Source organism: Pseudomonas sp. AB6 (genome assembly GCF_034314105.1).
Taxonomy (GTDB): domain Bacteria; phylum Pseudomonadota; class Gammaproteobacteria; order Pseudomonadales; family Pseudomonadaceae; genus Aquipseudomonas.
Window position 1 is genome coordinate 4016749 of the sequence record NZ_JAVIWJ010000001.1, and the last position, 12993, is coordinate 4029741.

Consider the following 12993-nt stretch of genomic DNA (forward strand, 5'->3'; position numbering starts at 1 on the left):
ACGATTGCCTTTTATGACTGCCATACCCACCGCGAACGACAGGAAGCCTTGGCTAACTCTCTGCCTGAATCGCTCGCGTATAGGTTCCGCCTAGTACTGGGCAACACCGCCATCAACATCGAGTTCTATCCCGTTTACGTACAGGCTATCGTCAGAGGCGAGAAACACTGCGGCCTTACCAATATCATCAACGGTGCCAAGGCGCCCAAGCGGAATTGTTGCGATCAGGGCATTGCGTTGCTCGTCATTGACCAGTGCATCCAGCCCCGGCGTAGAGGTGTGACCAGGAGCAAGGACGTTTATCCGGATGCCCGTACCTTTCAAATCGAGGATCCAGCTACGCACGAGCGACCTAACCGCAGCCTTGGTTGACCCATAGACCGACATGCCGGGGGTGCCGACTGACCCACCGATTGATCCTGTCAAGATCACTGAACCTGCCTCCGACAAAAACGGCAGTGCCTTCTGAAGACCAAAAACTAGGCCTCGCACGTTGGTGTTGTAGAGTTTGTCGAAATGCGCTTCGGTGATTTCACCGAGCGGCATCGGCTCGAACATCCCAGCATTGAGCAACAAAACATCGATCTTGCCTGCCTGAGCTAAGACCGTAGCGTAGATCTGATCGATATCAGCCAGAACTGCCGAGTCTGCTCGTATTCCAACCGTATTTCCGCCAATTTCCGTGACTGCCAGATCGAGTGCAACCTGGTTTCGCCCAGTCACGAACACGCGCGCTCCTTCGCTAACAAAGTGTTTTGCAACTCCAAGGCCGATCCCGGAACTACCACCCGTGATGACAGCAACCTTTCCATTAAGCTTTCCCACGTTCCACCCCGCTGACCGTCCCGCCATTGCGTTGCTTGGCCTTAAAACATCATGCGGGCGAGTGCCATGATTTAGTAGCCGCAATGGATCAAACGGTATAGCCGTACGCGCGGAATACCACGCGTTGATTTGGCGTCATGTAACACGGCAGCGATTTCGCAACGCCTACATCGCCGGTATCGGACTGAATATCCTCAACTATTTCTACACACCAAAGTGCAATCTCTTGACCAGCTGCTTGCATTCGACCCGAGCAATTATTGGCATTCGGTTTGACCACCACTTTCTTCAGATTTGATCGGGATGCTTTGTTACGACGTTGGGCCCAGAGGAGCATCAAAACCGATTAAAGCATCACCGCGGACGAGAGATGGCTGGAGTGGACGCTGCTGCTAATGCATTCATACGGCGGGTGAATGACTCATAGACAGTTTTGCCCGCTACTCAGGCAATCGGCTTTGGCTGATGATCATTGCACATCGAGACCATGAGTCGCGGTCCCACTGAGCTCTGACTATCAAAGGACATATGATGAAAATCCCACAAGACGTAAAGATTGCCTTCATCACTGGCGCCAATCGCGGCATTGGCCTCGAGACTGCTAAGCAGCTCGGTAAGCTTGGCTATTACCCAGTAATCGGCGCACGCAGCGAAAGCGCAGGGAAAGACGCGGTGTCGCAGCTAAAAGCCGTGGGAATTGATGCAGGCTCTATTGTGTTCGACGTAACAGACGCGGTTTCCCGTCAGAATGCTTTCGATTACTTCACTCAGAACGCAGGGCGTCTGGATGTACTGATCAATAACGCGGGTGTTCATCTGGAAGGAGAACCCGCCGTCGAGCACCTGTTCAGCGCCTCGACAGTGCCGGAAAAAGTGCTACGCGAAACGATGGAGGCTAACTTCTTTGCTCCTGTCGCCCTCATTCAGAAGCTGCTACCGCTGCTGCGCGAATCGTCTGCCGGCCGGATCGTCAATCTGTCCAGCATCCTGGGTTCGCTAGCGTTAGCGGCGGATCCTGCATCGCCGATCTATGAAATGAAATCAGCGGCTTACGATACGTCCAAAACCGCCATCAACTCATACACCATTCAATTGGCCCATGAATTGCGCGGTAGCACCATCAAAGTCAACTCTGCGCACCCGGGTTGGGTACAGACAGCAATGGGCGGCAGCGCCGCACCCATGAGTATCGAAGAGGGAGCCAAAACCAGCGTGATGTTGGCAACACTGCCAGTCGATGGTCCAAATGGTGGCTTCTTCCACATGGGCGCTCCGCTTCCGTTCTAATGCGATCTGACTGGACGTAACCTCTTGGGGTCTACGTCCCGTCTACCGCTAAACCTACATCTACGCTTTGCGAGACAGAGGTTTCCATGAAATTTGGTTTCATTGGATCAGGCCGCGTGGCGCAAGCCGTTGCGAAATACTTGGTAGCAGCAGGCCATCAAGTACTCATGAGCAACAGTCGCGGCCCTGGCAGTTTGAGCGACATTATCCATCAACTAGGCCCTCACTCTAAAGCTGTTGAGGTTCAGGAAGCCGCGAAGTCCGACGTGGTATTTCTGGCAATCCCCTGGCTGAAAATCTCCGACACTTTAAAAACATTGCCTCATTGGGGCGGTCGCATCCTGGTTGACGCCACCAACGAATTTCTCGACTTCAACGACCTGGCCCTCAGGGCTGATCTGAAGGGGCGTGCATCGAGTGAGTATGTCGCCGATCTGGCTCCGGGCGCACTGGTGGTCAAGGCTATCAACAACCTGTTCTCCGCTCGGTTTGCCGAAGGTCCTTTGGTGGATAACGCACGCAGAATCACGTTTATTTCTGGGGATAGCGCCAAAGCGAAAGCTCAGATTGGCAGTCTTCTGGAATCGTTTGGATTCGCCGTCATCGACCTTGGGTCACTTCACGACGGGGGACGCATGCAACAAGCGAGCGGGCCTCTGGCGGGACTTGATCTACTGCAAGGCAATTAATTACTAAATGGCCATGGGAGTTCAGAATTGAAAAAGTTGTTGGCGGGAAAAGTTGCCTTAGTGACCGGCGGGTCTCGCGGTTTAGGTGCAGCCACGGCGAAGGCACTGGCTGAGCAAGGCGCAGATGTCGCTATCAGTTACGTATTCTCGGGTGAGCAGGCGCTGGAGGTCGTTGAAGCCATAGAAGCCCAAGGCGTACGCGGTGCTGCTTTTCAAGCTGATCAGGGCGACGTCACTGCTGCGCAGGAGCTTATTGATCAAGTCGTGGAGCGTTTCGGTCGAATCGACATTCTTATTAGTAACGCTTCCATTGATCAAATGGGGAAAGTAGACGATTCAAGTCGAAGCACCGAAGCCTTCGACCGGTTCTGGGCCGTAACTCTCACCGGTTTCATGGCCACCGTCCGGGCTGCATCCAGAGTGCTCAGTGACCAAGGTCGCATCATTATGATTGGCTCGAACCTAGGCACGCGGGTAGGTGTACCGGGCTTGTCGGACCTGGCTGCGGTCAAGGGCGCGATTGATGGATACTCACGAGGCGTCGCCCGAGATCTTGCGCCGAAGAACATAACTGTCAATGTCGTGCATGCGGGATTTATGGAGACTGACATCAATGCGGGCTCGCGGGATGCGTTGGCGCCGATCATTGCAACTTTGTGTTTTCCACGGTTCGGAAAACTTGAGGAGATAGTTGCCCCCATCCTGTTCCTTGCGAGTCCCGCCGCGTCATACATTACGGGCACCACGCTAGACGTGGATGGTGGGTACAACGCCTAGCCTCGTCGTAATCTAAAGTGCGGCTATTGAATCAATGGGCATGGGTAAAAGCCGGAGCTTCATTGACGATACGGTTCACCTTGGACACGGATCAGTGAAGGCCTTCGATGCAATAGTGAGAGGTGTTGTTGAAACCAGTCGGCCAGTACTCCTGGCCGACGGCATCCATCGTTAGCGCATCATACTTTCAATGGCGTGCGCAACGCCTGCGCCGTAGGCTGGATCAGCCATCGTGCAATGCGCTATATGCCTGGCGATAACCGTTTCTCTCGCGCCGTGGATAGCACGGGCCGTGTTTTCAAAAAGTACCTGCTGCTGAGCCGGACTCCGAAAGAGGTTTCCGGGTTGGGAGTAGTAGTACGCGTCGACCCGGTGATTCCAATGATCTGCGGCCCCCTCGATACTCAGAGGAGGTTCGCGATAGTCCGGCTGCTCAATCCACTCGCCCTTGGTGTTCGGTTCGTAAGGCGTAGAGCCGCCAGCATTTCCATCAACACGCATCGTTCCATCGCGATGGTAGCTATGCACTGGACACTTTGCGGCGTTGACCGGAATCTGTGCAAAGTTCACGCTCAGCCGATAACGCTGGGCATCGCCATAAGCGAACAATCGCCCCTGCAACATTTTGTCCGGGGAAAAGCTGACACCCGGAACCACATTTGCCGGATTGAAGGCTGACTGTTCGACTTCCGCGAAGTAATTTTCTACGTTTCGATTCAGTTCGAAATAACCAACTTCAATCAGGGGATAATCTTTTTTGGACCATACCTTCGTCAAGTCGAATGGATTCACATGGTAGGTGCCAGCGTCGTTCTCAGGCATGATTTGGACCAGAAGCGTCCAACGCGGAAAATCGCCGTTTTCGATACTTTCGTATAAGTCGCGGTGTGAACTTTCACGATCCTTCCCGATTAGGGTTTCGGCTTCCTGATCAGTCAGGTTCTCAATTCCCTGCTCAGTTCGAAAATGAAATTTCACCCAAAAGCGCTCGTGTGCATTATTGATGAAGCTAAAGGTTATGACTCCCGAAACCGTGCATGTGACGGAAAGTTCGTGGGATTCCTCGATCACTCATCACCACCGTCACTTGATGCAACGCTTCCGGCAATCCGGTCCAGAAATCCCAATTACTATCAGCGCTGCGCAAGCCTGTGCGCGGATCCCTTTTGATAGCATGATTTAAATCCGGAAACTTGATCGGATCACGCATGAAAAACACTGGCGTATTGCCGCTAGCCAATGGCAGCACAGAACTCGGAATTCTCGTGTACTGAGCAGTCCCGCAACGCTTCGCCTACTGCGGTTCCCAGGTAATGCGCCTAAGCATGCAACGATTGAGATTTCAGCGAATGAAGTCGATGCCGCTGGCGTCTATAAGACTCATGCCGCGACAGCCCCTGTTTTGTGGTCAAAAAAGCTGTGAACCGAGAGTGATATCAATCCGATACATTGCGTATCGTTACCTCAATGAGGACGTCAGAGTACGCCTTGTATCGTTCGTGATGTGAGACATCTAATGGATTCTTGTAATAAATAGGAGAAAGCATAAATGAGCGATCCGGTAGCCCCTGTTCCCCGCGGCGGACGCCCCCGAAGCGAGGTACTTCATCAGGCTATCCTCAAGGCCGCGCTTGATCTTGTTCTAGAGGTGGGTTTTCGCATTGTCAGCCTTGAAGCAATTGCCACTAAATCCGGCGTTGGGCGAGCGACGATTTATCGCAGATGGCCCAACAGGGCAGCCGTAGTGATGGAGGCGTTTGTCGGGCAGCTCGGTCCGGCCTCCTTCTTTCCAGAGGCGCAGAGCAATATGGAACGTTTAAGGTTGTAAATGCATGTCACAGCTACAGCATTCAGGGGACGGGTGGGGGCGTTGGTGCAGGCATTGATGGCTGAATCTCAATTCGATCCGGAGCTGGCGAAAGCATTGAGGGCAAATTGGATGCTACCGAGGCGGCGAATGGTTTTGATGTGCTGCAAGAGGCCATCAAGCAGGGGGAAGTACGTGCTGATATAGATGTAGAGGTAGCCATCGATAGTTTTTACGCGCCGATATACTACCGGTTACAACTACAGTCCGGGCCGATCTCCGATGACTTCGTTGACAAAGCCTTCTACCAGGCCACGGATGGGCACCGTCCAAGGCTCGTCATCGATCGCAAAAACATTTCTTCACTTGCGGCCAATACACCAGGGATGGAACGACCCACGGCGCGGAATTGCCCTGCCACAACCCTCAATGTCTAAACAACGCGTGGCGTTTCCGTTAGCGCTAAGCAAGGGAGGGTCATTCGTCGCATCTGCGGCGACAGTATATGGTTGTTCGCGCCGAAGCTGCTGAGCCAGCATCGGCGCGAACCTGTTCAGGTGTGATTTGAAGACAACGTAGGGTAAAGGTCCACGTTTGCCGGCTGAAGATGGTTGTATCATTGCATTGCCATGCCATGCCATGCATTCCATGCCGTCCAGAAGACGGCGTCACGGCCCACCTAGTCAATACGCAGGACAATGCTTGCGCCTGGTTAGCCATTTTCCTTGGCGTCATCAGCATTATTAATAGCTATTAAAAGTAAAGGGTCGTGGAAGGGCACCGCACGAAGTGGCGGAGCAATTCACGGCGCAATTCGAGCCTCCCGCAGCCTGGCGACCTGAAGTTTCAGGCTTTCATGCGAATCTATGCAGTCGTGAAACCCTGCCTGTCTGATCTTGATGGTACTTTGGACCATGTCGTATCTAATGTTTAACACAGCATCAAGGAACGGCCATGCGGCAACGTCAGTCCAGGGGGTGTCCTTGAGGCCATACTTTTTGATTATTTTCTGCCAAACAGGCGCCTTGTCTGCCATTTGCTCTGTTAACGACATCGGTTGTGGTTCAGCAACCGGCATGTCGAACAGCACTCCCAGCTCTGGCCACAGCTGACTCCAACGGAATTGGTCGCCGTTAATAACGTTGAAAACCTCACCGTTTGCGGTTTCCGCTGTCAGTGACCACAGGGTGGCTCGACCTAAAACGCCAGCGTCCGTGGACTGAGCCAATGCATTCCACGCTTGGTGGTTGCCAGGGAAACGCAGCGGGACGTTGAGTTCACGACAGATTGCGGCATAAACGGTTAGACCGTTAACCAGGTTCATTGGTGACCCTAAGCTTGGGCCAAAAATCCCGTCCGGCCGCAAGACCGTCCACGGTACGCTGTGCTCGAAGCCCCAGTTTTTTAAAAAATCTTCCTGGTCGTAATAAAACATCGGACCAAGGATTCTCAGATCGCTTTCTTTGGCTGGTGTTTTATAGGCCCCGAGGTGTGGGCCATAAGCTTTACCGCCGCCGAATAGCACAACATGCTGCAATTTGGCACCAATGGTCAGTAGCGCGTCTAGAGCATTTGCCAACATGTCAACGTTGGGCGCGACCGCATCCGCGTTATTACCCTTCTCGACATAAGCGCAATAAACCACATCCGTCACATCGATCAGGTCGCGAAAGGCTATCGCAATTGCAGGTTTATTCAGCAGGTCGACGCTGATGTGTGTCGGCGCAGGTCGCCCATCGATCAAATGTGTCGGCGCGGCTCGGCGACTGGCGGTAACAACGGGCCATGAAGCTGCCAATGCTGCATCCACGACGGCAGTGCCTGAGACGCCATAGCCGCCCAGCACGAGAATCTTGCGTTGATCGGTTGTAATTAGCGATGAATGACTCATTCGAATCTCCAGATAAAAGCAAACCAGGACTGAAAAGTGACTTCATTGAGTCTGATTCATCTGATGTCGGAGCACTACGCAGTGGGGATGGACAACTGTTATTCATCACAGGAATGAAATAGGCATTTTGAGGGAACCACCCAAGCAGCATTAGCCGCTGCGGGTTGACGCACCGTTACGTTGAGCGAAGGATCGTGGTGCATCATCACCTCTGTTCTCAAAAGGACTCATGATGAATTGCTTTCGAGATAAGAAGATTGCCTTTATCACCGGCGGTAACCGGGGCATTGGCCTTGAGACTGCGAAACAGCTCGGAATGCTGGGGTACTACCCAGTCATTGGAGCTTTAGATGAAATGGCCGGGCGCAGCGGCGTTGCCCAGCTGAAAGCAGACGGCATTGGAGCCTGTCATTTGCCTTTGACGTAACGGTTGCTTGCGACCGTCAAAAAGCCTATGACTTTATTCTGGACCAGGCTGGACGTGTAGCTGTACTGATTAACAACGCCGGTATCCACTTCGAAGGTGAACCTAGGATTGAACATATAAATAGCGCGTCGACGGTTCCAGAAAACGTACTGCGTAAAACCATGGAAGTTAATTTTTTCGCCCCTGTTGCACTAACTCAGAAGCTTCTGCCACAGCTGCACCAATCCAAAGCGGGTCGAATTGTTAATATGTCCAGTATTCTTGGCTCGCTTACGCTGGGGGCCCGTTCTAATGGCATCTAGGTCATGGTGTTTGTGTTAAACACGGGCCCGTCCAGTTCTTCAATAAGAAAGTCCGCGAACGCCCTGGCCGACGGCTTAGCAGCTCTACCTGCGGCAAAGACCGCATTGACGTCTATTGAACCCATGTCCCACTCAGTCAAAATCCTTACTAACGTGCCTTCTTCGATCTCTTTTATACACCCGGCGAGACTCATCGAAACGATCCCTAACCCGGCTACCGCAGCCACAGTTGAAACCTCGTTCACAGAAACTGACAACTTGCCGTCCACTCGCACAGAAAAGGCCGTTCCCTCATGCCGAAAAGCCCATACATGCCCTGTAATCGATGGACCGACAATAACGGAATGGGTGGCCAAATCGGCGGGCAGTTGAGGAATTCCGGCACGCTCCAGATAGCTCGGAGCTGCGGCTACGACGCGCGGTGTCGACCCTATGCGCTTCGCCAGAGCATTCGAATCCGGTAGAGGCCCAAAGCGCAACGCTACATCGACTCCTTCAGTCACCAAGTCCTGGCGCAGGTCATCCATCAACAACTCCACCTTCAATTCAGGATTGCGCTGAAGGAAAACGGGTAGACGCGGCACCACCGCTCGAATAGCAAAACTGGAAGACACTCCGACTCGCAGGATACCCCGTAATTCGTCCGAGCCACGTGCCGCCTGCTCGGCTTCATCCAGTGCAGCAAGAATCGGTTCAAGTCGCGCCATGAAATCTGAACCGGCCTCCGTCAGGCTGACGGCGCGGGTAGTGCGAATCAACAACGCCGCACCCACTTCCTTTTCAAGCTGGGAAATGATCCGCGAAACGGTGGGCTGGGGAATGTTCATTTCCCGCCCAGCGGCGGAAAAGCTGCCCTTGCGCGATACCCGCAGGAACAGACGAAGACCGAACAGATGATCATTCATAGCCATAGTGAATAACTGAAACTCAAATAAGACGTCTACTGGTGGGATATTGCATAGGACATAGTTGACTCATCCCAAGCCCAACGCAAGGAAATATCCCATGACTCTGCAATCGAAACTCGACGCACTGAAAGTTGAATTTGAAACCAAGATGGCACCCCCACATGTCGTCGAAGCGTTGCATCGCGCTGTGGCGGAACTGATTGCCAGCGGCGCTCCCGGCCGCGCTTTGAAAGCCGGTGATGTAGCCCCTGAATTTTCGATTCCGGATCCGGACGGCAAAATGATTTCTTCCAAGGAGCTGTTAGCAAAAGGCCCCTTGGTGCTGACGTTTTATCGCGGCGTGTGGTGCCCGTACTGCAACTTTGATTTGCAGGCCATGGAAGAAGCCCGCCAAGAGATCGAAGGCCTCGGCGCTACGCTGGTTGCCGTATCCCAACAAACTGCCGCTAACAGCCGCAAGTCACAGCGCGACAACAAACTCGGCTTCCCTATCCTTGGCGACAAGGGCGGCGAAGTGGCTGCTGCGTTCGGCGTGCGCTGGGACGTTCCGGAATATCTGCAAGCAATCCATAAAGCCGTCGGCGCCGACATCACTGTGTTCAACGGCGAAGACAGCTGGACTCTGCCGATGCCAGCCCGCTACGTGATTGGCCAGGACGGCATCATCCAGTACGCCGAAGTCAACGCCGATTACACCCAGCGCCCAGAGCCTTCGGAAGTGTTTCCGACCCTGAAACGTATGCGCACTATCGCCAGCTGATAAGCGTTGGTCCACCACCCTATTAAAGAAGGTGAAACTGATCATGAGTACCAGCAACCAGACAGGTCCGGCTTTTCTTTCCGAACTTGCGGGCAATGTAGTGCTGACAGCCTCGATTCTCGCGGCACCCTCGACCGGACCGGTCAAGGCTCGCGAGATCATCCTAAATCTTGGCTCGATGTACGCATCGCGCAATCCACCGGCCATGGCGGTCGTGGGTAACAAGACCTTTGTTCAATACGACGCCACCCTTCATACCGGTGAATCCATCAATGCCATCACCGTGCTGACGCGCGACGACAGCAACGAGGTAATGGAAATCAACATCGGCTATTCGCCCATGCTGGCGGTTCAAGCGCTGGCCCAAAATTACGCCGCAGCTTTCGGCCAGTAACCCTTTGTGGCGGCCCAGTTGTGCCGCCACGCTTCTTATTTTGGAGGTCAGACATGTCAGCCTTATTCGAATCTTTCAAGCTCAAGAGCGTGACCCTGCGCAATCGGATTGTCGTTACGCCGATGTGCCAGTACTCCTCCATCGACGGCATCGCCAATGAGTGGCATTACAGCCACTACGCATCATTGGCGCGTGGTGGCGCAGGATTGGTGGTTGTTGAAGCTACCTCAGTTTCTCCAGAAGGGCGCATTACCCCTGGCTGTGCTGGTCTCTGGAATGACGAACAGGCGCAAGCACTACTGCCGATTGTTAGTTCAATCAAGTCCGCTGGCTCCATCGCGGGCATTCAGATTGGACATGCCGGTCGCAAGGCCAGCGCGAATCGCCCATGGGAAGGCGACGATCACATTGCTGTGACTGACTCACGAGGATGGGAGACTTTATCAGCATCCGCCATTGCGCTCGGAGGCGGTCTGCCAAAAGTGCCCAAAGCTATGACCATCACTGAAATAGAGCGCGTCAAGGCGGACTTTGTCTCGGCAACGATCAGGGCACGTGATGCTGGTTTCGAATGGTTGGAGTTGCATTTCGCCCACGGCTACCTGGCGATGGGTTTCCTCTCCACGCACTCCAACCAGCGCACCGATCAATACGGCGGCAGCTTCGAGAATCGCAGCCGTTTCATCATTGAAACGTTAGCTGCGGTCCGTGAAGTCTGGCCACAAGAACTGCCATTAGTGGTGCGTCTTGGCGTCATTGAATATGACGGCCGTGATGAGGAAACGCTGCTGGAATCCATCGAGCTGGCGAAAATCTTGAAGACCATGGGCGTTGATCTGCTTGACGTCAGCATGGGCTTTTCCACAGCAACTCCTGATGTACCGTGGGGCACCCCTGCATTCCTCGCACCCATAGCGCAGCGCTTTCGCAACGAAACCGGTTTGCCCGTGACGACCTCTTGGGGCGTGGATACGCCAGAGCTGGCTGACCAAGCTGTTGCACAAAATCAACTGGATTTGGTAAGCCTTGGCCGCGCAATGCTCAGCAACCCGCACTGGCCATACCACGCAGCCCGCAAACTAGGTGTCGACAAGGCCTCATGGACTCTGCCTGCACAGTACGCACATTGGCTGGAACGCTACGCCGTAGGCGCCTGATATCCCACCTTTGAGGGCATCCCGGCTGGATGCCCTCAACACAACGACTGAGAGATACAGATGGCATTCTCTATGTACGACCTGTCTGTGCCCGTGCTGTTGCGGCATCTCAACATACTGGCTGGCTATCTAGACTTGGCGAAGTGGTATGCCGAAGAAAACGGCATAGAGGAGTCTGTTCTCGTTCAGGCCAGATTAGCCCCCAACATGATGTCGCTTGCTGGCCAGGTGCAGCGTGCAAGCGACAATGCCAAGTCTGGAATCGGTCGTCTCGCAGGAATTCAACCACCGTTCTTTCCCGATACCGAGCGCACGCTCGCAGAGCTGATGCTGCGTATTGAGCACACCGAGACTTTTTTGGACGCAATCGTACCGGAGCAACTTGCCGGGAGTGAATCACGGCCAGTCGACCTTCGATTTCGCAGTGTCAATGGCGTCTTGCGCGGTGACACGTATCTGCTGTCGGTATTGCTTCCGAATTTCTTTTTTCACGTCACTACTGCCCACAACATCCTTAGACACAACGGGATGGCCATCGGCAAGAAAGACTATTTTGGCGCGCTGGCCTATCTCTAGGTCTATCCCTGACACCTGCAATACTGGAGACCCATCATGGGAAGATTCGATGGAAAAATCGCGCTGATTACTGGTGCTAGCTCAGGCATCGGATTGGCGACAGCACAACTGCTGGTAAACGAAGGTGCTTTCGTGTTTATAACCGGCCGCCGTCAACTGGCACTCGATGAGGCGGTTCAATTGATTGGTAGCAATGCAAGGGGTATTCAAGGCGACATCGGTAACCTTGATGACCTCGAGCGACTGTTTCAAATAATTGGTGAGGATAAAGGTCGATTGGACATGGTATTTGCCAACGCTGCAGTTCAGGCCAGCGCACCACTGGGTTTGATCGAGCTAGCGCAGTACAACCACATTTTCGACACCAACGTACGCGGCACCCTTTTGACTGTCCAAGGTGCATTGCCCTTATTATCCGATGGCGCATCCATTGTATTGACCGCGTCAGTCGCGGCATCCAAAGGCAACCCTGCAAGAAGCGTCTACGGCGCATCCAAAGCCGCTATTCGCTCGTTCGCACGTTCGTGGGCCAACGATTTGAAACCCCGCGCCATCCGGGTAAATGCGCTCAGCCCTGGCCCTACCGACACGGGAGCTTTCAAGGCACCAGGAATGGATCTGGAGCAAGTCGCTCAGATCAAATCCCGCATGGCGGCTGCCATCCCTCTGGGTCGGCTTGCTAGAGTGGAAGAAATAGCAAAGGCAGCAGTCTTCCTGCTTTCAGAAGACAGCAGCTTCGTTACTGGCTCTGAGCTATTTGTAGACGGAGGTATGCTGCAAATCTAGCGTTACAACGTCCGAGGCCGCACGCTGTGATTTGCTATGCACGTCGGCCTCGACTTGACCTTAGAGAGGCTTCAGCAAGGAAGGTATCAATCAAGATCGCTCGTTAGGGAAACTGGAGAAGGTTCTTCTTGCACGAAAAATGACGTTAGCCATTTTATCAGTGGCGTCGCAAGCAGCACGAATGGAACGATGGTCAACCATGCAATCGACCAGTTTTTTGACTCGTAGGAAAGGAAATCCCCAAGTGAGAGATCCGCTGGGCTCGCTATCGTCGTAGCTATAGCGCTGGTTATTGCAGACTGGATCACCGCAGAAGTCTGCTGACGAAATCGCCCGTTGAGCTTTGGCATTTTCTATCCTCACAGTCAGCTGCGTCGCAGCATTGCGACCAGCCGACTCGTACCGAC

The 12993-nt window shown here is 53.7% G+C and carries 15 protein-coding genes and 2 pseudogenes; 12 read left to right on the top strand and 5 right to left on the bottom strand.

Going from position 1 to position 12993, the window contains the following annotated elements; translation table 11 throughout:
• Positions 1-90: 90 nt before the first annotated feature.
• A complete protein-coding gene (locus RGW60_RS18945) occupies positions 91-825 on the bottom strand; it encodes an SDR family NAD(P)-dependent oxidoreductase (protein WP_322206012.1) in 735 nt (244 codons plus the stop codon).
• 531 nt (positions 826-1356) lie between these two features.
• On the opposite strand from RGW60_RS18945, the gene RGW60_RS18950 reads away from it, so the two are divergent.
• The 3 genes from RGW60_RS18950 (at position 1357) to RGW60_RS18960 (ending at position 3578) form a co-directional block, all read left to right on the top strand.
• Entirely contained in the window at positions 1357-2112 is a 756-nt protein-coding gene (locus tag RGW60_RS18950) for an SDR family oxidoreductase (protein WP_322206013.1), read from the top strand.
• An 86-nt stretch (positions 2113-2198) separates the two neighbouring features.
• Positions 2199-2801 (top strand): NADPH-dependent F420 reductase, encoded by a 603-nt coding sequence (locus RGW60_RS18955; RefSeq protein WP_322206014.1) that lies wholly within the window; start codon positions 2199-2201, stop codon positions 2799-2801.
• A 36-nt stretch (positions 2802-2837) separates the two neighbouring features.
• The gene (locus RGW60_RS18960) at positions 2838-3578 is read left to right on the top strand and encodes an SDR family NAD(P)-dependent oxidoreductase (RefSeq protein WP_407074116.1); all 741 of its coding nucleotides are present in this window, start codon (positions 2838-2840) and stop codon (positions 3576-3578) included.
• A 171-nt stretch (positions 3579-3749) separates the two neighbouring features.
• Here the strand turns inward: RGW60_RS18960 and RGW60_RS18965 are convergent.
• A pseudogene (locus tag RGW60_RS18965) lies at positions 3750-4818 on the bottom strand (catalase); the annotation flags it as partial.
• A gap of 309 nt (positions 4819-5127) precedes the next feature.
• Between RGW60_RS18965 and RGW60_RS18970 the strand changes: the two are divergent.
• Together RGW60_RS18970 and RGW60_RS18975 are read left to right on the top strand one after the other, a co-directional pair.
• A complete protein-coding gene (locus RGW60_RS18970; RefSeq protein WP_322206016.1) occupies positions 5128-5406 on the top strand; it encodes a helix-turn-helix domain-containing protein in 279 nt (92 codons plus the stop codon).
• Between the two features lie 57 nt (positions 5407-5463).
• Positions 5464-5822 (top strand): annotated as a pseudogene (locus tag RGW60_RS18975) (TetR-like C-terminal domain-containing protein).
• Between the two features lie 365 nt (positions 5823-6187).
• Here the strand turns inward: RGW60_RS18975 and RGW60_RS18980 are convergent.
• Positions 6188-7276 (bottom strand): SDR family oxidoreductase, encoded by a 1089-nt coding sequence (locus RGW60_RS18980; protein WP_322206018.1) that lies wholly within the window; start codon positions 7274-7276, stop codon positions 6188-6190.
• A gap of 232 nt (positions 7277-7508) precedes the next feature.
• Between RGW60_RS18980 and RGW60_RS18985 the strand changes: the two genes are divergently transcribed.
• A complete protein-coding gene (locus RGW60_RS18985) occupies positions 7509-7703 on the top strand; it encodes a hypothetical protein (protein ID WP_322206019.1) in 195 nt (64 codons plus the stop codon).
• A 38-nt stretch (positions 7704-7741) separates the two neighbouring features.
• Positions 7742-8005 carry an SDR family NAD(P)-dependent oxidoreductase gene (locus RGW60_RS23865; protein WP_369124722.1) on the top strand — a complete coding sequence of 88 codons (264 nt, stop codon included), beginning with the start codon at positions 7742-7744 and terminating at the stop codon, positions 8003-8005.
• Here RGW60_RS23865 and RGW60_RS18990 read toward each other — a convergent pair.
• Positions 8002-8916, bottom strand: coding sequence for a LysR family transcriptional regulator (locus RGW60_RS18990; protein WP_322206020.1), 915 nt, complete (start codon positions 8914-8916; stop codon positions 8002-8004). The genes RGW60_RS23865 and RGW60_RS18990 overlap by 4 nt on opposite strands.
• Positions 8917-9010: 94 nt before the next feature.
• On the opposite strand from RGW60_RS18990, the gene RGW60_RS18995 reads away from it, so the two are divergent.
• The 5 genes from RGW60_RS18995 to RGW60_RS19015 all read left to right on the top strand — a co-directional run bounded on the left by RGW60_RS18995 (position 9011) and on the right by RGW60_RS19015 (position 12586).
• Positions 9011-9673, top strand: a complete 663-nt coding sequence (locus RGW60_RS18995; protein WP_322206021.1) for a peroxiredoxin-like family protein — start codon at positions 9011-9013, stop codon at positions 9671-9673.
• A 43-nt stretch (positions 9674-9716) separates the two neighbouring features.
• Entirely contained in the window at positions 9717-10067 is a 351-nt protein-coding gene (locus RGW60_RS19000; protein ID WP_322206022.1) for a hypothetical protein, read from the top strand.
• Between the two features lie 53 nt (positions 10068-10120).
• Positions 10121-11224, top strand: coding sequence for an NADH:flavin oxidoreductase/NADH oxidase (locus tag RGW60_RS19005; protein ID WP_322206023.1), 1104 nt, complete (start codon positions 10121-10123; stop codon positions 11222-11224).
• A gap of 72 nt (positions 11225-11296) precedes the next feature.
• A complete protein-coding gene (locus RGW60_RS19010; protein WP_322206024.1) occupies positions 11297-11800 on the top strand; it encodes a DUF1993 domain-containing protein in 504 nt (167 codons plus the stop codon).
• A 36-nt stretch (positions 11801-11836) separates the two neighbouring features.
• Positions 11837-12586, top strand: a complete 750-nt coding sequence (locus RGW60_RS19015; RefSeq protein ID WP_322206025.1) for an SDR family NAD(P)-dependent oxidoreductase — start codon at positions 11837-11839, stop codon at positions 12584-12586.
• Between the two features lie 86 nt (positions 12587-12672).
• Here the strand turns inward: RGW60_RS19015 and RGW60_RS19020 are convergent, their stop codons facing one another.
• Entirely contained in the window at positions 12673-12936 is a 264-nt protein-coding gene (locus RGW60_RS19020; RefSeq protein ID WP_322206026.1) for a DUF2798 domain-containing protein, read from the bottom strand.
• Positions 12937-12993 lie beyond the last annotated feature (57 nt).